Source organism: Planococcus sp. MB-3u-03 (genome assembly GCF_002833405.1).
In the GTDB taxonomy this organism is placed as follows: Bacteria; Bacillota; Bacilli; order Bacillales_A; family Planococcaceae; genus Planococcus.
In genome coordinates, this window is record NZ_CP025135.1 from 1832890 (window position 1) to 1855654 (window position 22765).

Below are 22765 nucleotides of genomic sequence, written 5' to 3' on the forward strand. Positions count from 1 at the left end.
ACATCCTTCCATTACTGGAAGGATGTTTCTTCATGAAAATCCGTGGATCGACATGCCACCGTCAATGAACAAAGTCTGCCCGGTAATATAGCCCGCTGCATCCGATGCAAGGAACACGACAGGAGATGCGACTTCCGGCAACTCGCCGACGCGTTTCAGCGGTGTCACTGCAAGGATCGAATCCAGGTATTCCTGATCCGACAGCAAATTCTCCGTAAGCGGCGTACGGAAATACCAAGGGCCGATTGCATTGACGCGGATGCCCCGCTCGCCCCATTCCATCGCCATCACTTTCGTCATTTGAATAATTGCTGCTTTAGAAGCCGCATAGACGACGCCTGTTTTCAACGCCCGGTCACCGCCGACAGAACTGACGTTGATGATCGAAGCTCCTTTAGTCATGTGTTTCGCCGCCTCCTGCGAAAACATGAATACGCTTTGTGCGTTGGTATCCATGATTTTGTGCCATTCGCTGTCGGTCGCATCATCCAGTTTCGAACGGATATTCATCCCTGCATTATTGACCAGGATGTCGACGCTGCCGAACCGTTCATTCGCCTTTTCGACTGCCTGTTGAATATCGTTTCGGTCGGTCACATCTGCAACTGCATAGGATGTGCGGTCGCCATCCATTTCCTGCAACACTTGCTCGAGGTCGCTTTCGGTCCGTGCGACCAGCAGGACATTCGCCCCTGCTTCACCGAGTGCTAATGCAATCGCACGCCCGATGCCTTTTCCGGCTCCGGTAACGATTGCGGTCTTGCCTTCTAAACGAAAAGATGCCAACACAAGTAAATCCCCCTTTTAGTCATTTGCTATTCATTTTTTTACCAAGCATGACGCTTTTCACTTTAATCCAATTGATAGATTTTGGCGTATTTCGCTTCCAAGTATTCGGCCAAATGATTTCCATTCAAGCTCTCACCCGTTGCTTCTTCCAAAAGCTCTAGCGGCTTTTTGACAGCTCCGTGTCGGTGAACTTTATCAGTCAGCCATTCAGTGACCGGGCCGATCTCTCCGTTTGCCAGCAATTCATCGAAATTCGGGATGTCTTTTTGCATGGCATTCTTGAACTGGGCTGCATATAACAGTCCCAGTGCATAGGAAGGGAAATAGCCGAAGCTGCCGCCTGCCCAGTGCACATCCTGAAGCACGCCTTCCCCGTCATGTTCCGGACGGATGCCTAGGTATTCCTCGTATTTATCGTTCCATAAAGCTGGGAGATCCTTCACTTCATAGTCGCCGTCGAACAACCCTTTTTCCAATTCATAACGAATCATGATATGGAGTGCATAAGTTAATTCATCGGCTTCGATGCGGATTAATGAAGGCTTTGATTCATTGATGGCTTCAAGGAATTCATCAAGCGCCACTTGCTTGAATGAATCCGGTGCATAAGACAGGAATTTTTCGTAGTTGTGGCGCCAGAATGATTCGTTGCGCCCGACAAAGTTTTCAAAGAACAATGACTGTGATTCATGGATGCCCATCGATGAGCCGCCGTCGACCGGCAAGCCGCTCAAATCACTGCTGATGTTCTGTTCGTACAAAGCATGGCCCGCCTCGTGGATCGTTCCGAAGACAGCCGTACGGAAATCCTGTTCATCGTATTTCGTCGTTACCCGGACATCGCCGCGGTTCACTGCAATCATGAATGGATGGACTGTTTCGTCCAGTCTCCCCGCTTCGAAGTCATAGCCCAATTGTTTCAGCACATCCAAGCTGAAATCCTGCTGGGCTTGTTTCGGAAAATGCTCATATAAGAATTCAGTGTTTGGCTGATTTTCAGACGCCTGGATTTGTTTGACGAGCGGCACGATGCGGTCTCTCAATTGCCCGAATACCTCATCCAGCTGTTCGGTCGTCACGCCTGGCTCATACTGGTCCAGCAAGGTATTATAGACGCTGCCGTTTTTTATGCCCCAATAGCCGACAAAGCGGCGCGTCGTTTCCACGAGCTGCTCAAGGTATGGCTGGAACATGGCGAAATCTGCCTGCGCTTTCGCCTCTTCCCAGACGGATTCCGCTTTGCTCGTCAAGACGACGAACTCGCGGTATTCTTCTGGCGGAATTTTGGCGTTCAATTGGTATTCACGGTCCGCTTCTTCCACAGAGCGCTGCATCGCGATTGATAAACCGTCCTGTTTTTTCAGCTCAGCGATCAGCTTGCCGTATTCCTCGGATGTCGACATCGCAAACAGTTCTGAAGACAAGGTCCCGATCGTCTCTGAACGCAGGTCTTGGCCTTTCTTTGGTGCGCCTGTCCGCATATCCCAATACAGCAAGGAGATGGCTTCGTTATAGCTTGTCATTTTCTGGTGTAGTTCCCTGAATTGTTGTTCCATTGACACAATATTCCTCCTTCTTTTCCGGTCTATTGTATCATAAGCAGTCTTTTCCCCGCCGCATCAGCTTTCGGGAAATTCATTTTTTTAGGGCAGGAAATCAGAAAAAAACATAAAAAAATCAGCGGAGGAGATCCCCCGCTGATTCGTAACTGCTATTTTATTCAGCGATTTTTCGCCGGCACCGGCAAGACAGTCTGCCAGAGATGTTCAATGCGCAATTCCTCTTCGGTCAACAGCAAATGGATTTCGCCATGATCGGAAGAAGAACGGATAAGTCGTCCGACGCCTTGCTGCAAGCGCAGCTGCATAAACGGCAAGTCGATCTCTTCTAGCGGATGTTCGCTGAATTTGCGTTTCGCGTCGAATACCGGATCGCTCGGCGGCATCGGCAAGTCGACGATGATGACTTTGGTCAAGGCATCGCCAGGCAAATCCATCCCTTCCCATAGATGATGGGAACACAGCACTTGGAATTTGCCTTCCTGGAAATCGCGCACGACAGATGATAGCTCGCGGTCGCCTTCAAACTCGATGGCAAGCAGAGAATCTTTCGGCACTGCGCGCTTGAAGGATTGCATGGCGGCTTTTGATTTGAACAATACTAAAGTTTGTCCGCCTTCCGCTGCCAGTTCCAGTACTTTTGGCGCTTTTGCTTCCTGTGCGACGGGATGCTTGAAGATCTCCATCACTTCTTCGTATTCAAACGGAGACGGCACTGAGAACGATTCGAAATTGTCGATCCCCAACGTATCCGCCAAATAAGTGAAATCTTTTGCGACGGACAATGTGGCGGAAGAAAAGACAATCGGCAGTTTGCCATCGAATAATTTCTCATCGAGAATATCCGTCACCAGCCGTGGCATGATAACCAAAGTTTCAATTTCATCTTTTTCTTCAAGCCAGCTGATCGCGTCGCCGTTTTCGACAAACAAGCCCATCGAGAAGTTATACTGCTCAAAATACTCCTCGGCCAAGTTGAGTTCATATTCCGGAATGCTGAACAATTCCCCTTCGAAGACGAATTCTTCCAACAGGCTGTCAACGGTGCGGATCAATTCCGTCCCGATGCGTTTCAATAGCGGGTCTTCCTGGATCGCTTTGCGGTCTTCTTCGCTCGGGATCAAATTGCTGCGCAGCACACGGAAAAACTCAGTATGCAAATCGATGGTCCGTTCAATGAGTCCGAGCGTCTTTTCGCGAACCCCGTCGACCATGACTTTTTCCGTCACGTCATAAAGCGAGCTTTCCTGTACTTCATAAGTAAGCGCGCGCTGTGCCGCGAATTCCAGTAAGTGGCCTTCATCGAGTACGATTTGTGAAACTTCCGGAAGCAATGGCGCCTGGCCTTCGTGCTTGCGGTTTTCTTTTGTCCAAATATGCTCCATCAGGAAATCATGTGAACAGATGACGAGGTCGGTCGCTTCCCGGTAATGGTTGCGATGCAAGGTCAATCCGCATTTATTGCGCATATCGCAAGCGTTGCAGTTTTGGATCGGATGGTAATTGACTTGCTGCCACTGGTCATCCGTCAATTCCGGATAGCTTGAGCGTTCACCATAAGGATACATTTGCTGCATCGAATAGGTTTTGTTGACAAATTCAGGGAGCGTCTCTTCGATATGGTCGAGGAAATCCGCTTCGCTGCGTTTTTTCGCCCCTTCAAAGCGCTGCAAGCATAAATACTGGTCGCGCGATTTCGCAAGGCGAACGTCCAGATTCAAATTGAATAACTCATCCAGGCGGTCGATATCCCCGCCTTTTTTCACCAATTGCTCGATCAATGCCTCGTCTGCACAAGAAATGAGTGCCGGCTTGCCTGTATAGCGGGCGTACGCAATCGCTGGCAATAAATACGCCATCGTCTTGCCTGTTCCTACGCCGGCTTCTGCAAATAGCACTTGTCGTTCTTTCAGCGCTTTTTCCAATTGAAACGACATGAAAATCTGTTCATCGCGAAGTTCATACCCTTTTTCAGGCAGAATATCGTAGAAGATATCCCCGATCCAGTCGTTCAATGAGTCAAAGAACGTATTATCTTTGGATAACGGAAATGGCAATGCTTGTCTCATATAAAACCCCTCACAGAGAAACGGAAGGGCTGGCGCCCTTCCGTTTTCCTCATTTATTTTTTGGACGTTCTCCCCAGAATTGGAACAGGTCCGTGCGGATAAAGCCATTATATAATTTACGTTTTTTCGTCGCTTTTTGGCCGTAAAGTTTTTCAAAGCCTTCCATTGAAGACAGCATATAAACTGACCATGTCGGGTATTGCGAGAACATTTGCCCCATATCACCGATCATTTCTTCGATGACTTCCACTTCACCGATCCGCTCGCCGTATGGCGGGTTTCCGATGACGACACCGTTCTCTTCTGTCGTCGTGAAATCTGTCACTTGACGCTGCTGCAAGCGGACGATTCCTGCAAATCCCGCTTCAATGACGTTTTCTTCGGCGATTTGGATCATCCGATGGTCGATGTCCGTGCCGAGAATATTGAGCGGCTGGTCGTAATCCGCTTGTTCTTCCGCTTCAGCGCGTACTTCATCCCAGATCTTGGAACCGATCCATGGCCATTGTTCGCTATCGAATTCCCGGTTATAGCCCGGCGCGATGTTCTGGCCGATCATTGCCGCTTCGATGACGATCGTCCCTGAACCGCAGAACGGGTCGACGAACGGGCGATCCGGTGACCAACGTGACAGTTTGACGAGCGCTGCTGCCAAAGTTTCTTTGAGCGGCGCTTCGCCTTGCCCAACGCGGTATCCGCGTTTATGGAGTCCTGCTCCACTTGTGTCAATCGATAATTGCACTTTGTCTTTCAGAATCGACACTTCGATTTTAAAGCGCGGTCCCGATTCGTCCAAAAAGGCATTTCGGTGATATGCTTTTTTCATGCGTTCGACAATTGCTTTTTTGACGATCGACTGGCAAGTCGGCACGCTATGGAGTTTCGATTTGACCGATTTCCCTTGTACCGGGAATTCGGCATCGACTGGCAGGTATTTTTCCCATTCGATCGCTTTTGTCTGTTCGAACAAGTCATCGAAAGTCGTTGCTTCGAATTCGCCGGCTATCAATTTTACACGGTCGGCGGTGCGCAGCCAAAGATTCGTTTTCGCGATATCCCGTGCAGTGCCTTCAAAAAACACTTTTCCATTGTCTGTCGTCGTTTCGTATCCAAGTTCTTTTACTTCGTTCGCCACGATGGATTCCAGCCCCATTGCCGCAGTGGCCAGTAATTTATAGCTAGTCATAACAACTTCCTTTCCGTCTTCCTTATATCTGTTTTAATCATATAGCAGGCACTGCTTACAATACCGATTGTCGATAAGCGGCAGCTCGAACCATATATAATTTTTCACTTCAAATTTTTCTTCATTCATATGAAGAAAGGCTCCCCAGCAGGAGAGCCTTTCAAAGATAATAAGTTAAGACCATTCAAAATTCTATAAGCCATGTTTTGTCTCCACGTACTCAAACAGCCGAAGCCTCGTACTAGCGGATGGCAATCATCTATCTGCGGATTCACTCCGCCTCTTCCGTCGGTTCATTTCCCTTGGAAAAGTGCCCCTACCATAATTTGGGTTTCTCACTCGCGGGGTTTACCTCGTTCCACCTGCATAGTTTCCTAGACAGCTCCGTCACTGTGGCACCTTCAGGGTATTTCGGCCATATCCGAAGACTTAGGCGTTCTACCCGCCGTCAGCATAAATGCTGCCCCAGCTTATTGTTTCGCTGGGCGCGATCACTACGGTCGTCGCAGATCCGTGTGAGCATGGACTTTCCTCTCCCGCCTCTAGTGCGGGAGCGATTGCCAGAATTTCAAATGGCTAACTAAGTATACGCCATTCGGCGGCTGTTGACAAGCTTGTTATCTATTGTCGAGCTTATTGCCGAATACGTGATTTTCCAGATGGGACAATCTGCGCAAAATATCAAAATTGGTCGTTCCAGGCGCGGGAGTTGCTTGCTTTTTTGGCGATTCCTCCAGCTCCGCGCGCAATCGGCGGTTTTCGTTTTGCAATTGTTCGATTTTTTTGTTGTACAATTCATAGTCTTGAATGATTTCATCCAGGAAATGATCCACTTCGTCCTGGTTGTAGCCGCGCATGGCTGTTTTAAAGTCTTTTTCTAGAATGTCTTTTGCTGCATATTTAATATCCATTCGAATCGTCCTTCCATTAAAAGAAACTTCGTGAAATATGTCTATTCCTTACGGCTAGTATAGCATAAGCGATATTTATCGTGTTCTGTGAACCGTAGATTCGGCGGCTTTTTTTCGTTTTTTCTCCTCGAGCCGCAATTCACGCTTGGCCAAGTCATCCAATATCGACTTTCTGACTTTCGTATGGCTGGCTGCTTCTTTTGCAAAGCCGGTCATGACGAGCGCCTGTGCCGGATCTTTGAATTGATGTTCATGAAGTTTCGCTAGATGAACCCATGCCTCCACTTCCACCGGGCCGCGCAAATGAGGCGCTGCTTCTTTGAATAATTGAAGCGCTTCCGCAAATTCGCCTTTGCGTTTTTTTTGGACTGCCAGCAAAAAGCGGGCAAGCGCTCCGGCGTCTCCGCGCTCAAGCGTGACATGCTCGAGATAAGCGGCGCTTTGGTCGAATTGCTTCAAGTCTGCATACCATTTGCCGATATTCGTATAGGCGCCGCTCGATTCGCTCGAAAGATCCTCTATCAGCAAATCCGATGAACGGATATACAGCGACACGAGCGACAGGATGTCCAGTTCATTATGGTACAGCACTTTCGCCAAGCCCTCCGGAAATCCGCTTTTGACCGCATCGAGATAAATCGCGGGGATCAAGTACCCGGGCACGTCTCCGCTGCGGGCAAAGCCGAGCTTTTCTTCTTCGATGACGCTAAGCTTGAGCCGCTGCAATTCGTTTTTCCAGATCCGTTTCGTGCCGTGGAATAAATCGATTTGCTTCGGGTCCGGCAGTTTCGGCAAGGCCCCACGGTGCATCGTCCAGCGCGAATGAAGCTGCGGCCAGTCGAAGCTTTTGCCATTATAGGAGAAAATGACCGAGTCCTGTGCCTGCCATAAATTCGACTCATAGAGAAACGCCGCTTCCTGCGAAGGATCCGGCATGATCCATTGGGTCATTTCAAAACCGCCTTGTTTCCTTTCCAACACACCGAGCAGGAAAATATATGCTCCTGTCCCCAAGACCTGTCGTTTCCGTATCGAAAACACCAAAGGGGCTTCTTCCGATAGTTTGAACGGATGGTCGTAATCGGTGTTCTGCCATGCTTCAAGCACACGGTCGAGTTCGCCCAACACGACATTGCCATGGAGGTAATCAAGCGGATACTCGATTTTCTTCTCGAAGACAAAACCGAATTTATTTTCCTTTAAGGTCAGGCCGATTTCCTTCCATTGCGTTTCGTGAGGCGGCCGTACAGGAGCGGTTTGCGCTTTGCGGGCGGCCGGTTTTTTGTTCAGCATGCCTTTCATCTGCATCAGTTTGTTTTCAAAAGACATACGCTCACCCCTCTTTCTCCAATTCCACGAGCAATTCGATGACGCGCCCTTTCATATCCATCGCCGCATCCTGAGCCCCGATGCACGACGGGCAACCGTCGAAGCATGGACATTCGGTGACGTGCTGGCGCGCTTTTTCGAGCAGCGGCTGCCATAGCTCATAGATGCGTTCGCTGATGCCGATGCCGCCCGGGTAGGAATCGTGAATGAAAAATGACGGCTGGTCATTATGCGGCGATTTCACTTGCGGCACGACATGGACGTCCCTCCGGTCACATTGCACGAATATCGGGATAAAGCTTTCGATTGCATAAGCCGCGCCGGTCATCATATCCGACAAATCCGAATCGCTGAAATCAGCAGGCTTGTCGAAGCTGAGCCAAGTCGATGAGGTATGCAATTCTTCGGCTGGGAGTGAAATTGGCCCAGAGCCGATATTGTCATGCGTGTCGAAACGGATTTTTTTGAAAATCGTCGGCATGGCAAGAACCGCCACATCGCCGTAATACACATTGGATTGATGAAGTTTCCGGTGCTTGTCTTCACTGATCACTTTCAATTCGATTGCCAGATTGGCATCGGTGAAATAATCGACATCCACTTCGCGCACATACGCTTTTTTCTCTTCCCAGTCCAAGATCTCCACTTGGAACTGAGTGCCTTGGTGAAGGTAGATCGCTTCTTCGTGCAAAAGCGTCATGGCGCTGAAGCGGTCCATCTCGCCGATGACTTTCGTATCGGCCGGAACCGATTGGTCGACGATGACGACGTTTTCCTGCGTCGCTGAACGCAAGGAAATATCGTGCGCCGGGAAACGGTCGCTCATCCAATGCCAGCGATCCGATGTCCGGACCAGAACACCTTCTTCCTGAAGGTATTCAAGCAAAGACTGGACATCGAATTCCCGTACATATCATCTGTCGAAAACGGCAGCTCGAACGAGGCGCATTTCAAATGGTCCATCAGGATGATGATGTTCTCCGGATGGATGCGCGCTTCTTCCGGCGATTGGTCGAGAAGATATTCCGGATGGTTGATGATGTATTGATCAAGCGCTGTCGACTGGGCGACATAGACGACGAGCGATTCGTCCTGGCGTCTGCCTGCACGACCTGCCTGTTGCCAGGCGCTCGCGATATTGCCTGGATAGCCGGTCATGATGCACGCCTGCAATTGGCCGATGTCGACGCCGAGTTCTAATGCATTGGTCGATACGACGCATTGGATCGAGCCGTCGCGCAAGCCTTTTCGATGGCGCGCCGCTCCGAAGGCAAATAACCGCCGCGGTAGCCTTTAATCGATTCGTCCTGCAACTTATATTTCGTAATTTCGTTTAAATAAGTTACCAGCATTTCCACGCGCACACGTGATTTAGCAAATACGATCGTTTGGACGCCTTGCTTGACGAGATATGTCGCTAAATCACGCACTTCGAGCACCGCACTGCGCCGGACGCCGAATGTCGGGTGGACGATCGGCGGATTATAGAACAGGATATGCTTTTGCCCGCCGGCGCCCCATTCTGGTCGATCAACTCGTGATCGGTATTGGTCAAACTTTCAGCCAGCTGCTTCGGATTGGCGATGGTCGCCGACGTACAGATAAAGACCGGATCGCTGCCGTAAAAAGTTGCAGATCCGTTTCAAGCGGCGTATGACATGCGCCACATGGGTGCCGAATACGCCTTTATAGGTGTGCAGTTCATCGATCACTATATAATGAAGGTTCTCAAAGAGACACCCATTTCGTGTGATGCGGCAAGATCCCGGAATGGAGCATATCGGGATTGGTCATGACGATCTGCCCCGCCTTTCTCACTTTCTTCCGGATCGACGGGACGTCGCCGTCATAGGTATAAGACAGGATCGACTGCTCGGTCTTTTCGATCAAATCGTGCAAATCGCTTTTTGGTCTTGCGCCAAAGCCTTTGTCGGAAACAAGTACAAGGCGCGTGCATTCGGGTCATTCAATATTTTGTGCAGCACCGGCAAATGATAGCAATACGATTTGCCGGAAGCGGTCGGCGTGACGGCCGTGAACGAATTGCCGGCTTGCGCCAAGTCGAACGCCTGCCGTTGATGGGTATATAATTGTTCGATGCCTTTCTTGCGCAATGCCTGTTTCAGGCTATCGTGCATCGCTTCCGGAAAATCGGCATAGCTTGCCGGTTTTCAGGCTTCGTATGCCAATGGTAAATGCGCTCCATCATCTCCGGCTCCACTTTCCATTCTGCGAGGATTTCCGGTATCGTCTTTTGATTCTCATTGTTTCTCATCGCCCTTTTCATCTATCGCTGTAAGCAAGGTCTGTATCGTGTACTGAGCCGCTTGTATCGTCTGGACAAAACGTTTTGCTCGTATCTTTATAGAAACTTTGGACGAATACTTGCCCCATGCCTTCTGCCGCATTGTCGATTTGCAGCTTATGGACGTATTTCGGCCGTTCGTTCCGGATAAACATAAGCGAAGCATCTTTCCATTCATCTATGGCAGCATGCCATTCATCGGCATACGGTTTTACATCTTGAAAAATCAGGATCTGCATCCAGTTCACGCATTTTCTTAAAGCGTGCGAGACACATATCGCATTCTTGGTAAAGATTGGTTGATAATTGCTTGAGGTCCATTTTCCCTCCATAGCCATTAGTTTATCACAATCCGGCAAGCCATATACAGTTTGCCGAACAGGCATTCTTTTCAGTTGGAGATGGCTCCAAAATCCGCTATTATTAGGAATAAAGTCGGAAACCTTTCATCATATTTATCGTCTATGTGCGTGTGATATGATAAAGTAAGCGAGGTGTATCACAAATGGCAATCAATTACCCAAATGGGAAGAAATTTTCTCCACTGAAAGATCAGCCGGTGCAGAAGAAGAAAAAGATGTTTCATTCAGCAATCGCGGGAAAACCCTGGAGGATGAACTGAACGAAACCAATAGTTTTATTTACAGCGCGGGCTCGCCGTCATCCACAAAAGCCCGTGCCGGTGCAAATCGTGCGTGTCGAATACCCGTCACGAAGCGCTGCAGTTATACGGGAAGCTTATTTCCAAGCCCCGTCTACGACCGATTATAACGGCATCTGGCAAGGCCGCTACGTCGATTTCGAAGCGAAAGAAACCGAAATCGGACTTCTTTCCCGTTGAAGAACATCCATGAGCACCAAGTGCACCATATGGCAGACATCATCCGCCACGGGGGCCTGGCCTTTTTGATCATCCGATTCTCTTCCCTCGACCGCTATTTTGTCTTGCCATTCGAAATACTGGAAACCTATTGGAAGCGAATGGCCTCTGGCGGAAGGAAATCGATGACTTTAGCGGAAGTGGAAGAAGCTTCGGTTGAAGTAAAGCCAGGTGCTTTCCCGAGAATCGATTATTTGTCCGTGCTCCATCAGCTAATGAAATAGCATATACATGAAAGTGAGGAAGCGCATGTGAGTGATAAGAAAATATCGCGTGAAGAACGCAGAAAATCAATTGAACGGCAACGGAAAAACTCGAATAAACAAAAGAAATCCGGTGCAAAAACCTGGATCAAAAGAGGATTTCTGGCCATTGCCGCATTAGCGGTCGCCGGCTTTCTGTTCGGGGTCGTCCTGTTCGCTGTCTATGCGTCCAGTGCGCCTGAGCTCGACGAAGAATTGTTGAGAGACCCGATCAGCCCGGTCTTCCTGGCCAATGACGGCGAAACCGATATCCCATTTTTCACCGCCCAAAACCGTGAATATGTGGAATATGACGATATTCCGAAAGTGATAGAAGACGCGATTCTTGCCACTGAAGACAATCGCTTCTATGACCATTCCGGAATCGATTTGATCCGCCTCGGCGGCGCGGTCGTCGCCAACATCACGGGCGGCTTCGGTTCTCAAGGTGCCAGCACCATCACCCAGCAAGTCATCAAGAACTCCTTCCTGTCCAATGAAAAAACATTGAAACGTAAAGCACAGGAAGCTTACTTGGCTTTCAAGCTCGAACACGAATATTCCAAAGAAGAGATTTTTGAGATGTATTTCAACAAAATCCTGATGTCAGGCAATACTTATGGCTTTGGTACTGCTGCTGAGCAGTTCTTCGGGAAACCAGTGGCTGAACTGGAACTTCACGAAGCTGCCCTTCTTGCCGGAATGCCGCAAAGCCCGAACCGTTATAATCCGTTCAAGAACCCGCAAGCAGCTGAAGAGCGCCGCGATGTCGTCTTGAATTTGATGGAACAGCACGGGAAAATCGATGCAGCACAAAAAGAAGAAGCATGGAACACGCCAGTCGAATCAACCCTTGTTCCTGAAGATGAACGTTCCACTAATGAAGAAAGCACCGAATACACGGCATTCATGGAAATGGTCGTCGATGAACTTGAAGCTCTTGAAGGCGATTATTCGCTGGATGAAGGCTTGACTATTTACACGACGCTTGAGCCGTATGTGCAAGAACGCGTCAATGAAACGATGGAATCAGATCTCTTCTTCGATGAAGAAGTCGAATCTGCCATGACGGTCGTCGATACAAAAACCGGCGGCATCAGCGCAGTCGGTGCAGCGCGCGAGTACGAAGGGGATGTGCGCAGAAACTTTGCCACATCCAAAGACCGCGTCATCGGCTCGACGATCAAGCCGCTTGTCAGCTACGGACCAGCCATCGAGTACTTGGATTGGTCGACCGGGCAGACATTGGTCGATGAAGAATATTCCTATAGCAGCGGCCAGGAAATCCGCAACGTCGATGGCCAGTTCCTCGGGCCAATGACAGCGCGCGAAGCCTTGTATCGCTCACGCAATATCCCAGCAGTTAAAGCGCTGGCTGAAGTCGGTTCTGACAACGCCAGTGAGTTTACTCAAAAACTCGGCTTGGATTTCGGTGGGATTTATGAATCAGCAGCACTTGGCACGCCTGAAAATCAAATCTCTACCGTAGAAATGGCTGGCGCATTTGCAGCATTCGGCAATAATGGCGTATTTACCAAGCCGCACACGATCAAGAAAATCGTCTTCCGCGACGGTTCAACTGAAGAAATCGTCGCCCCTGAACCGGTGACGGCGATGAAAGACAGCACTGCCTATATGGTGACAGACATGCTGCGTGATGCAGTCGACACAAGCATCGCCGGCGCGACCGGCAAAGAAGCTGCTATCAGCGGATTGGATATGGCCGGTAAAACTGGCACATCCAATTATTCTGAAGAAAATCTTCAGGATTACGGACTCGATGCAAGCTCTGCACGGGATGTTTGGTTTGCAGGATATACAACAGATTATTCCATCTCTGTATGGAGCGGTTACCCTGATGTTCGAACACCAATCGACACTGCTTCGAACGAGCGACTGCTTGCACAGCGTTTGTTCAAGCAAGTGATGAGCCAGATCTCTTCACCGGAAACGGCAAGCTTCCAACAGCCGGATTCGGTGTCACAGGAAGTCATCGAAGTCGGGACTGAACCGCTTCGCTTGGCAAGCCCGTTCACCCCATGGAGCATGCGCAGTGAAGAATTGTTTGCAAGGGGGACGGAGCCCAGTACAGTATCAGAGCGATTTGTGGCAGACCCTGACCGACCTTCTGGACTAAGAGCAGACATCAGCGGCAACACAGCTAACTTGAGCTGGAGCCATGGTTCGGATGATGTATCATTCGAAGTTTCCGTCAACGGCGAAGTGCTGACGACGACAGATGACACCAGCTATTCTTATGATGGCCTTGAAGAAGGCGTCACATACACATTCCGCGTCGTCGCCACTCAAAATGGCAGACGCAGTGACCCTGCTTCCACGACTATCGAGATCACGCCTCCTCCTGAAGAGGAGCCTGAGGAAGAGCCAGAAGAAGAACCAGCTGAAGAAGAGCCGGTTGAAGAAGAACCGGCCGAAGAACCACCAGCCGAAGAAGAACCGGCTGAAGAAGAGCCTGCCGAAGAACAGCCTGCTGAAGAAGAACCGGCCGAAGAGGAGCCGGCTGAGGAAGAAGAAGCAGTCGAAACTCCAGATGAACCCGTAGACACTCCTGAACAGCCGGAAGAACCGGAAGAAGGAGACCAAGAAGAAGAATCAGGCAGCAATGCCTCGTCCAATGAAAATGGGAACGGCAACGGGAACGGCAACGGGAATGGAAACGGCAATGGCAACGATAATAACGGAAATAACTCAAACAGCGAGGATGATGAAGACGCATCTTGATCTTCCGTCCCAATATTAAAAGGCCTGCCCTAGACTTTAGGGCAGGCTTTTTTGCGCAAAAAACCCGGGACAGATGTAGCTTCTGCCCCGGGTTCTATTATTCACTCAGCTGGGTAGCCGATCTTTATGCGCGCGATTTTCTTTTTGAGCTCCCCGAATAATTGCTCCAGTTGTCGAGAAGCTGCGTGTGCGCTTTTGGAGTTTCGCACAAACTCAAGCCGCTCGCTTTCATTCAATGGAGACGGTGCAGAGCTTCCGAACAAGCCATTCAGCGTTTTTCGCAATGCTTCGTAAACCCCATAGCCATCTGCAATGAGCTCTTGGCAGTCACCCGCCTGCTGCTGAAAACAGGATTGGATCTCCTCCCTTAAGCCAGCCCAGGCTTCGTAGAACGGCGAAACGGCTTGGTCAATTGATTTCCGTGACAGCGTCATGTTTCACAAGCCCTTTTTTATCGCGTTTCTTTCCTTCCCGGCAGCGGTCGAACAACGGGCACACGTGACAGCCGGGATTTTGCGCCTTGCAGTGGTAGCGGCCGAAGAAAATGATTTGGTGATGGGTTTTCGACCAATCCTCAGCAGGCGTTTTTTTCATGATCGTCTCTTCGACTTGCAAGGGCGAATCTTTCCAGCGGCATAAGCCAAGACGTTTCGAGACGCGTTCGACATGGGTATCGACGGCCAGTGCCGGTTTATTGAATGCCACGGAAACGACCACATTGGCGGTCTTTCTTCCGACGCCTGGCAAGGTCATCAATAGATCGCGGTCTTCCGGCACACGCCCGCCGTGCTGCTCGATCAGTATGCGGCTAAGCGCCTGGATGTTCTTCGCTTTATTGCGGAACAAGCCAATCGAACGGATATCCTGTTGCAATTCTTCCAAAGGAACCGAAAGATAATCTTCCGGTGTATGGTACTTCTCGAAAAGAGTTGCCGTCACTTTGTTGACAAGCTTGTCGGTGCATTGTGCAGACAATAATACCGCAATGACCAAATCGAACGGGTTGCGGTGGATCAATTCACAATGGGCATCAGGAAACATATGGTCCATTTCCTCCAGGCAAGCGAGCCATTCTTTTTCGTCATCATCCTATCACCTGCTAATTCCGTTCTTCCAGCCAATTATAGAATTGCACTTTTTGCGGTGCTTTCCTGCGGCTGGATGCGGATGTTTTCCGGAACGAATTCGCATGCCGTGACACTTGGCTCGACGTCCGGATATTCTTTTCTTCCCTCGAACAAAATGCGGTCGACATAGCGCAAGCTGATCTTCTGCGCGATGACGGCTTCCTTCAAAGCCATCCGGATGACTTCTGGCGTATGGCCGTCCTGGTCCATCCACATGGAAATCGTTTCGATCTCCATCGGCGATAGAAAACGGCCAAATTCTTGTTCAAACAGTTGGAAGATCTCGCCTTCCTGTTCTTTTTGCGTATGCTCTTTTTCGGTTTGCGCTTGAAGCTCTAAGCAGTCCACGAGTTTGTCCCATAAAGGCTGGAGCGAAATCGTCTCGGTCAGCATTCCATCGGCCGTTTCCTGACGTATCGACAAATAGCCTTGCTGCATCAATTTCTGCAGCATCGTCGTCACGCTGTTCTGGTTGGCGGACATTCTTGCGGCAATTTCATCCGGTGTCGGGAACACGTTTCCTGCCTGTTGGAAGGAATGGATCTGCAATAGCATAATCGCTTCCTCGTCACTAATCTTCAAGCGCCGGTAAAACTGAAAAAAAAGCTGGGAAATGGTCACATTTCCCTGCTCAATCCATTGTTGCAATCGGTCAGACTGTCTCATATCCCAACCACCTTTCTGTATGCAAATTTCTAGCTGTCTAAATTTATTAGGATATTTCAACTTGTCGAGAAATTTAAGAAGTTGATTTTCCGAAGCTTATCGCTCGCTTTCCGCGGGCGGGAATCGAGCCTCCTCGTCACTAAAAACGTTGCTCAACTCTCACTGCGTTCGAGCATCGCAAAGGAATGTGCTCAGCGATGCTTCGCTCATTCATTGCCTGCGGGGTCTCTCAAACCCGTCGCTTCGCTGCTCCCGCAGGAGTCGAGCGAACACTTCTCCAGATACTTAGAGAGAACATTGATTTTTGATTGTAGAAAAAGTGATTCTCTTTTTGATCTACAGCAAATTATAGACTTCTTTAACACTCTGATATTTCATCCACCGCAGCAGAAATCCTATTGTAGGGGTTTCTGCCAGGCAGTTTCTAGTTGTCTTGTTTAACTTTTTTAAGGGTATAGACGGTTCAACAAACGCGGGAATGGAATCGATTCGCGGACATGTTCTGCCCCGCTGATCCAAGCGACTGTGCGCTCAAGGCCCAAACCGAATCCTGAATGCGGCACCGCTCCATATTTGCTGAGGTCCAAATACCATTCATACGCAGCTTCGTCCAGATTATGCTCTTGGATGCGCTGTTTCATCAAATCGTAATCATGGATGCGTTCAGATCCGCCGATGATTTCCCCGTAGCCTTCAGGCGCGATCATGTCAGCGCACAGCACGACGTCGTCGCGGTCCGGATGCGGCTGCATATAGAACGGTTTGATGCCGATCGGGTAATGCGTGATGAAGATCGGCATATCAGCTTTCAGCCAACGCAGTTTCGTGAGGCGCACCGAAATCTTCGCCCCATTTGATATCGTCAAAGCCGTTATCGTTCAACCATTTGATCGCTTCGTCATAAGTGACGCGCGGGAACGGTGCTTGGATTTTTTCCAACTTCGTTGTGTCACGGCCAAGGCGCTCGAGTTCAAGCTGGCAATTTTTCAAGACGGATTGGACGATATGCGCCACATACTGCTCTTGGACTTCCAAGCTCTCAGCATGTTCCACAAAGGCCATTTCCGGTTCGATCATCCAGAATTCGATCAAGTGGCGGCGTGTTTTCGATTTTTCGGCACGGAATGTCGGGCCGAATGAGAATACTTTCCCAAGTGCCATCGCAGCCGCTTCCATATAAAGCTGGCCGGATTGTGACAGATAAGCATCTTCATCGAAGTATTTCGTCGCAAACAATTCCGATGTGCCTTCCGGCGAAGATCCCGTCAAAATCGGCGGGTCCACTTTGACGAAGCCATTGTCATTAAAGAATTCGTAAGTGGCACGGATGATTTCATTGCGGATTTTCATGATGGCGTGCTGTTTTCTCGAACGCAGCCATAGGTGGCGGTTGTCCATCAAGAATTCAGTGCCGTGTTCTTTCGGCGTGATCGGGAAATCTTTCGCTTCCTGGATCACTTCAATGTCTGAAATCGTTAGCTCGTAGCCAAAGGCAGAACGCTCGTCTTCTTTCACTTCACCTGTCACATACAAGGAAGTTTCTTGCGTCAATGCTTTCGCTTTGGCAAAGATCTCTTCGCCCGCTTCTGCTTTGACGACGACGCCTTGCACGAAACCGGAACCGTCGCGCAATTGAAGAAAGGCGATTTTTCCGCTGGAGCGTTTATTGGCGACCCATGCGCCAAGCTTGATGGTTTGTCCATTATATTTTGCCATTTCGGCGATAGTGATTTTTTTCATCTATTCAATAGCCTCCAAATGTATAGTGCTTATTCTTTCCAATGTTTATGAACAAATTGGCTGATACGTTCGACTGCCTGTTCCAACAATTCAAGAGATGTTGCATAGGACAAACGGATTGTCGAATGCGCGCCGAATCCAGATCCTGGAATCACCGCTACGTTCGCTTCTTCGAGCAAGGCTTTCGCAAAATCATCTACTGATGAAAAACCGGTTTTCACTGCAGCTTCAGAAACGTCCGGCAGTAAATAGAATGCCCCTTGAGGACGCAAAACGGTGAATCCTGGAATTTCTTCCAACTTAGGGAAAATAGCTTCCAGACGGCTTTCAAATGCCTGGCGCATTTCTTCCACTGCATCTTGAGGCCCGTTATATGCCTCGATTGCAGCGTATTGTGATGTCGTCGTCGGGTTTGAAGTCGAATGGCTCGCAAGGTCAGTCATTGCTTTGATCAATTCCTTATCGCCTGCTGCATAGCCGATGCGCCATCCGGTCATTGAATGCGATTTCGACACGCCATTGATGATGACCGTCCGGTTTTTAGCATCTTCAGACAGCTCTGCAACTGAAATATGGACGGCATCCCCATAGATCAATTTTTCGTAAATTTCATCGGAAACGATGATGATATCCGCTTCGCGGCACACTTCTGCGAGTGCTTCAAGCTCTTCTTTCGAGTACAGCATGCCTGTTGGATTGCTTGGCGAGTTGATGATGACGGCTTTCGTGCGGTCTGTAATCGCTTCGCGCAATTGTTGGGGAGTGATTTTATACGATTGCCCGGCTGTCGCTTCTATGTAAACCGGCACGCCTCCAGCCAATTTCACCTGTTCCGGATAGCTGACCCAATAAGGGATCGGGATGATGACTTCATCGCCTTCGTTCAACAATACTTGGAATAGCGTATAAAGTACATGCTTTGCCCCGACGCCGACCAGGATTTCATTTTTCTCGTAGCTTAGTCCCTGGTCGCGCTGCAATTTATCCTGGATCTCCTGCTTTAACGCAGGCAAACCGCCTGCAGGTGTATATTTCGTCTTGCCTTCTTCCATGGAGCGCTTGGCTGCATCAAGAATGTTTTGAGGTGTATTATAATCCGGCTCTCCTGCACCGAGCCCGATGACGTCGACGCCTTGTGCTTTCAGTTCATTCGCTTTTGCCGTAATCGCCAATGTTGTGGATGGCGTTAAGGTCTGTACGCGGTTTGCTAATTTCAACAAATTGATCAACCCTTTCACAAATTCAATATGCGTTTCCACCAAGTGCCGTCTTCTGCCAAAAGATAGACGTAGTTCAAGCGCCCCGCCTCATTCAAAAAGGCGATTTCCCATACGGCCCCCGCCTCTTCCATGCCGAGCTTCGTATGGAGGATTTCCTCGACTTCCATATCTTCCTGAACGATTTCGCGCGCTTGTTGAGCGGTCACTTGATCTTCAAGCATCAATGTTTCCATGTCCCCTTCTTCAGGAACGAAGGCGGCTTTTATCTTTCCTTCCCCGTCCGTTCCAAGAACTGTCACGGATTGGGCCGAGCTGGAATAGACGTAGGCCCGCTCCACTTCATCGAGCAGCCCTTCCGCCTCCACTTTTTCTACGGCTGCTTGTTCCGCTTCCGAGAACGGTTTATTGCCGAGGAATAAAATGACCAGCACAATGACTACAGCCAAAACAGACAGAAAAACGATGATGAATTTCATCCATTCTTTCATATGATCACCTAGGTTTTATAAATTGTGAAAACCGCTTTTGTTTGGTCGTCTTTATCGAGCGCCAGTCCAAACATCAAATCACGGTCTTTCAATGTCCGGTTCAATGCATCGACCACTTTGTACAGGTCGGATTGATACTCGACTTGCACAGTATTTAATACTTCGATCTTGGATTCCATTGTTCGGCACTTCCTTTCGATTGAAGGAACCGTTCTTCCCTCTTTATCCTTGCTTATTATACCAATGTTCAATATCGGTTACCATCTTTTCCAATGACACTTTGGCGACCGGCACGTCAGGCAAGGCCTGCAGGAATTCCTCGCCGTATGATTTCGTTTCAATGCGGCGGTCCAGCACGATAAACAAGCCCTTGTCCTTTTTCGAGCGGATCAGCCGCCCGAACCCTTGGCGCAAACGCAGCACGGCTTCTGGCAAGGCATAATGCATAAATGGATTAATGCCTTCTTTCGAGATGATCCGTGATTTCGCTTTAAAAACAGGCTCTTCGGGCGAGGTGAAAGGCAGCCTCACAACGACGACGGCGCGCAACGCATCACCCGGCACATCGACGCCTTCCCAAAAACTATTGGTCCCGAACAACACCGATTTCTGGAATCGCTGGAACGATTTCAATAATTTCATGCGGCTGCCTGAAGACATGCCTTGCGCAAACAGCATATAATCATCGAGCAGCTGGGAATCCTGGATCAAATCAACCGTTTTCCTGAGCATGTCCTGTGAAGTGAACAACACAAAACAACGCCCTTCGGTAACAAGCACCGTCTGGGTGACCGCATCCGCCACGGATTCGATGTATTCCTGCTGGGATACTTGCTGGATATCCGGCATGTCCTCGACGATATAGACTTTCGCGCCGCTGTAGAATTGATCGGCAGGTTCGAATTTATCGATCGGCACATGATTCGGTATGCCGAGCTGATTGACGATAAAGCGTTCGTTCGATGGGACGCTCATCGTGCCCGACAGCCAAATGACCGCTTTCTCGCCTCTCGCCTGGCCGATAACTTTATCGACAAGCGACGCGACTTCATAGGGCCGTTTGTAGAGCGATAAGCTCGTCGGCATGCTGCGCAAGTCGCCTTCGATCCAGGAAACTTCATCTTCTTTCGGGAACAGGAAAATTTCACTGAACTCCACCGATTTCAGCATCAATTCTTCTGTCCAATAACGGAAATCCGCAAGCACAAGCCGTTCATTCATCGTCAGCTCCGTAAAGCGTTCTGCTTTTTGCAGGACGGTCTGGGCGATGTCGATCCAACTGTTCAAGAATCTCAGGAAATCCATGAACCCTTCCCGTTCGAAATCCAATTCATCCAACAGGGAAGCACATTTCCGGGTCCGGCTATTATGGAATTTATTCTGGAAGGCCTGTGCAAGATAAAGCGTCACTTCATCGAATAAACTGGTGTACTTCAAATACAAGGATTCCATTTGCAATAGCTCGGGCACTCTGGCAAAGCCATGCGCTTCGGCGACACGGTAGAATTTTGAAAACAGCTGGTTTTCATCAAAGCTCCCCAATTGGCCGAATACGTAGCGCCATTGCGTGTAGACGAAAGTTTTTTCTTTATGGGCAACTGCCGCCTGCACGACTTGGTGCGCTTCATCCCATATATACGCCTCGACGTTTTTCAATATTGTCCGCTTTTGGTTATGCGGATTCAATAGGAATGCATGATTGGTGACAATGACATCGGCATGTTCGGCTTCTGTCAGTGCATGTTCATAGAAATCGACGGTTTTTTCAAGCTTCGTCAATTTCCTCAAATGTGAACGGCGCACTTTATCAACGAGCAATTGGCCGCCGCTCGATACATTCAATTCGTTTAAATCGCCGGTCCGTGTCGAAGTCAACCAGACCATAATCTGCATGATCGTGAACGTTTCATCATAAGACTCATCATCCCCGTGAAGCAACTCGAAAAAGCGGCCCAAATCGATATAATGCGATAGCCCTTTGATGAGCGCCACGTGGATTTTAGCGCCGAGAAACTCTTCCGCAAGCTTGACTTCCTTCGAGACGAGCTGATCCTGCAGATGGGTTGTATACGTACTGATGACGACTTGCTTGCCGGAATCTTTGGCATAAGCCGCAGCCGGCAGCAAGTAGCCGAGCGTCTTGCCCATGCCTGTCGACGCTTCAATTACCAGTTCACTTCGCTCATGGATTGCACGCTCCACCGCTTGCATCATCGCGACTTGGCTCGGCCGCTGTTCGTATTCCGGCTTGACGGTTTCCAGTCCTTTTCGCCAAGCAGACTGCTGCGGTAAATCATCCAAGACTTGTGCTCGCTCCGCTTTCGGGACGATTGGAATGCCGCGGAAACGGCCATACCGATCAGCTTGTCCATTGCGTTTTTGCTGCGTAATTTCAAACAGCAGGCGCGACAGGTCCGATTTCAATTGGAAAGATCGCTTATGCAAAAGGACAAGCGTATCATAGGGCAGTTCAGCCAGCTCCTGTTTTGCCTGGAGAAACAATTCGGCTGTCGCCAGGGCATCGTCATCGGCGCGATGTGCATTGTTCAAGCTAATGCCTTGTTCCGCCGCAATGTCTTGTAATTTATAGCTGAAGGCAGTCGGATAGACGAGGCGTGAAAGCTCCACAGTATCCATAGCCAGCCCCTGCCATTTCGGCATGCCCGCGCGGCTCAGTTCTGCCTGAAGAAACGGCAAATCGAAATGTATATTATGGGCGATGAAAATGGCGCCTTCCAATTGCCTGTAGATTTCCTCGGCGTACGCTTCAAAAGGCTCTGCACCTTCCACGTCCCGCTCCGTAATATTGGTCAAATCCTGTATGAACGCCGGAATTTTCCGCTGCGGATTGATGAATTTCGTATATGTATCAACGATTTCTCCTTGTTCGATCGCCACCATCGCCAACTGGATGATGCGGTCACCTTTTGCAGGGGAATGGCCCGTTGTTTCGATATCGACAACGACATATTTTTGGGAATTCATGATAACCCCTCTTTCTCAGGTGATTCTCTCAGGAAAAATTGTAACATATTCGCCCGCTGTTCGCCGGTGGGAGCACGGCAAAATAAGAAACACTCCAAAAGGGGGAGCTTTCCCCCTTTTGGAGTGTTCAAGGATCGATCCTTACATGACCGTCGCTTCCGGTTCGTAATGGATGATTTCTTTGATGGAATTGTCGGCATCCATGATCGCCACAGTCGGCTTATGGCTGCGCGCATCTTTGTCCATGACATAGCCGTAAGACAAGATGATGACGATGTCTCCGCGCTGTACGAGGCGCGCTGCAGCCCCGTTGACGCAGATAACGCCGCTTCCGCGTTCCCCCGCGATGATATAAGTCTCGAAGCGGGCGCCATTATTATTGTTGACGATATGGACTTTTTCATTCGGCAGCATGCCGACCGCATCCAATAGATCCTGGTCGATCGTGATGCTGCCGACATAATTCAAATCAGCTTCAGTTACCGTAGCACGGTGGATTTTGAATTGAGCATCATTCTAAGCATAGG

At 49.4% G+C, this 22765-nt stretch carries 15 protein-coding genes, 1 other RNA gene and 4 pseudogenes; 2 read left to right on the top strand and 18 right to left on the bottom strand.

The window, feature by feature from the left end; genetic code table 11:
- Positions 1-30: 30 nt before the first annotated feature.
- From CW734_RS10500 to CW734_RS10540, 9 genes and pseudogenes are all read right to left on the bottom strand, one after another.
- Positions 31-789, bottom strand: a complete 759-nt coding sequence (locus tag CW734_RS10500; protein WP_101190426.1) for an SDR family NAD(P)-dependent oxidoreductase — start codon at positions 787-789, stop codon at positions 31-33.
- A 62-nt stretch (positions 790-851) separates the two neighbouring features.
- Positions 852-2345 carry a carboxypeptidase M32 gene (locus CW734_RS10505; protein WP_101190427.1) on the bottom strand — a complete coding sequence of 498 codons (1494 nt, stop codon included), beginning with the start codon at positions 2343-2345 and terminating at the stop codon, positions 852-854.
- Between the two features lie 164 nt (positions 2346-2509).
- Positions 2510-4417: an ATP-dependent DNA helicase gene (locus CW734_RS10510; RefSeq protein ID WP_101190428.1), complete on the bottom strand. Its 1908-nt coding sequence runs from the start codon at positions 4415-4417 to the stop codon at positions 2510-2512.
- Between the two features lie 49 nt (positions 4418-4466).
- Positions 4467-5603 carry a THUMP domain-containing class I SAM-dependent RNA methyltransferase gene (locus CW734_RS10515; protein ID WP_101190429.1) on the bottom strand — a complete coding sequence of 379 codons (1137 nt, stop codon included), beginning with the start codon at positions 5601-5603 and terminating at the stop codon, positions 4467-4469.
- A 190-nt stretch (positions 5604-5793) separates the two neighbouring features.
- Positions 5794-6172, bottom strand: an RNA gene (gene rnpB / locus CW734_RS10520) — RNase P RNA component class B.
- Between the two features lie 48 nt (positions 6173-6220).
- Complete coding sequence (gene gpsB, locus CW734_RS10525; RefSeq protein WP_068869266.1) at positions 6221-6514, bottom strand: cell division regulator GpsB; 294 nt, start codon at positions 6512-6514, stop codon at positions 6221-6223.
- A gap of 75 nt (positions 6515-6589) precedes the next feature.
- Entirely contained in the window at positions 6590-7843 is a 1254-nt protein-coding gene (locus CW734_RS10530; protein ID WP_101190430.1) for a ribonuclease H-like domain-containing protein, read from the bottom strand.
- Positions 7844-7847: 4 nt separating this feature from the next.
- Positions 7848-10118 (bottom strand): annotated as a pseudogene (locus CW734_RS10535) (DEAD/DEAH box helicase).
- A gap of 8 nt (positions 10119-10126) precedes the next feature.
- The gene (locus tag CW734_RS10540) at positions 10127-10387 is read right to left on the bottom strand and encodes a DUF1798 family protein (RefSeq protein WP_232787027.1); all 261 of its coding nucleotides are present in this window, start codon (positions 10385-10387) and stop codon (positions 10127-10129) included.
- Positions 10388-10653: 266 nt separating this feature from the next.
- Between CW734_RS10540 and recU the strand changes: the two are divergent.
- Positions 10654-11252 (top strand): annotated as a pseudogene (gene recU / locus CW734_RS10545) (Holliday junction resolvase RecU).
- Positions 11253-11279: 27 nt separating this feature from the next.
- A complete protein-coding gene (locus CW734_RS10550) occupies positions 11280-14012 on the top strand; it encodes a penicillin-binding protein 1A (RefSeq protein WP_101190431.1) in 2733 nt (910 codons plus the stop codon).
- A 101-nt stretch (positions 14013-14113) separates the two neighbouring features.
- Here the strand turns inward: CW734_RS10550 and CW734_RS10555 are convergent, their stop codons facing one another.
- The 9 genes and pseudogenes from CW734_RS10555 to panD form a co-directional block, all read right to left on the bottom strand.
- Complete coding sequence (locus CW734_RS10555) at positions 14114-14446, bottom strand: YpoC family protein (protein ID WP_101190432.1); 333 nt, start codon at positions 14444-14446, stop codon at positions 14114-14116.
- Positions 14421-15071 carry an endonuclease III gene (nth, locus tag CW734_RS10560; protein WP_269801514.1) on the bottom strand — a complete coding sequence of 217 codons (651 nt, stop codon included), beginning with the start codon at positions 15069-15071 and terminating at the stop codon, positions 14421-14423. Before nth ends, CW734_RS10555 begins: the two co-directional genes overlap by 26 nt.
- Positions 15072-15133: 62 nt before the next feature.
- Positions 15134-15805 (bottom strand): DnaD domain protein, encoded by a 672-nt coding sequence (locus CW734_RS10565; RefSeq protein ID WP_232787028.1) that lies wholly within the window; start codon positions 15803-15805, stop codon positions 15134-15136.
- A 446-nt stretch (positions 15806-16251) separates the two neighbouring features.
- Positions 16252-17545 (bottom strand): annotated as a pseudogene (asnS, locus tag CW734_RS10570) (asparagine--tRNA ligase).
- Between the two features lie 29 nt (positions 17546-17574).
- The gene (locus tag CW734_RS10575) at positions 17575-18765 is read right to left on the bottom strand and encodes a pyridoxal phosphate-dependent aminotransferase (protein WP_101192179.1); all 1191 of its coding nucleotides are present in this window, start codon (positions 18763-18765) and stop codon (positions 17575-17577) included.
- 14 nt (positions 18766-18779) lie between these two features.
- Complete coding sequence (locus CW734_RS10580) at positions 18780-19253, bottom strand: cell wall elongation regulator TseB-like domain-containing protein (protein ID WP_101190434.1); 474 nt, start codon at positions 19251-19253, stop codon at positions 18780-18782.
- An 8-nt stretch (positions 19254-19261) separates the two neighbouring features.
- A complete protein-coding gene (locus CW734_RS10585; protein WP_101190435.1) occupies positions 19262-19432 on the bottom strand; it encodes a YpmA family protein in 171 nt (56 codons plus the stop codon).
- A 43-nt stretch (positions 19433-19475) separates the two neighbouring features.
- The gene (gene dinG / locus CW734_RS10590) at positions 19476-22238 is read right to left on the bottom strand and encodes an ATP-dependent DNA helicase DinG (RefSeq protein WP_180956206.1); all 2763 of its coding nucleotides are present in this window, start codon (positions 22236-22238) and stop codon (positions 19476-19478) included.
- A gap of 141 nt (positions 22239-22379) precedes the next feature.
- Positions 22380-22762, bottom strand: a pseudogene (gene panD, locus CW734_RS10595) (aspartate 1-decarboxylase).
- Positions 22763-22765: the final 3 nt, after the last annotated feature.

Coding starts and splice junctions, on each gene's coding strand:
- CW734_RS10530 (WP_101190430.1), bottom strand. CDS start 7,843: ATGTCTTTTGAAAACAAACTGATGCAGATGAAAGGCATGCTGAACAAA.
- dinG (WP_180956206.1), bottom strand. CDS start 22,238: ATGAATTCCCAAAAATATGTCGTTGTCGATATCGAAACAACGGGCCAT.
- CW734_RS10565 (WP_232787028.1), bottom strand. CDS start 15,805: ATGAGACAGTCTGACCGATTGCAACAATGGATTGAGCAGGGAAATGTG.
- gpsB (WP_068869266.1), bottom strand. CDS start 6,514: ATGGATATTAAATATGCAGCAAAAGACATTCTAGAAAAAGACTTTAAA.
- CW734_RS10540 (WP_232787027.1), bottom strand. CDS start 10,387: ATGCAGATCCTGATTTTTCAAGATGTAAAACCGTATGCCGATGAATGG.
- CW734_RS10555 (WP_101190432.1), bottom strand. CDS start 14,446: ATGACGCTGTCACGGAAATCAATTGACCAAGCCGTTTCGCCGTTCTAC.
- CW734_RS10580 (WP_101190434.1), bottom strand. CDS start 19,253: ATGAAAGAATGGATGAAATTCATCATCGTTTTTCTGTCTGTTTTGGCT.
- CW734_RS10585 (WP_101190435.1), bottom strand. CDS start 19,432: ATGGAATCCAAGATCGAAGTATTAAATACTGTGCAAGTCGAGTATCAA.
- CW734_RS10515 (WP_101190429.1), bottom strand. CDS start 5,603: ATGACTAGCTATAAATTACTGGCCACTGCGGCAATGGGGCTGGAATCC.
- CW734_RS10505 (WP_101190427.1), bottom strand. CDS start 2,345: ATGGAACAACAATTCAGGGAACTACACCAGAAAATGACAAGCTATAAC.
- CW734_RS10510 (WP_101190428.1), bottom strand. CDS start 4,417: ATGAGACAAGCATTGCCATTTCCGTTATCCAAAGATAATACGTTCTTT.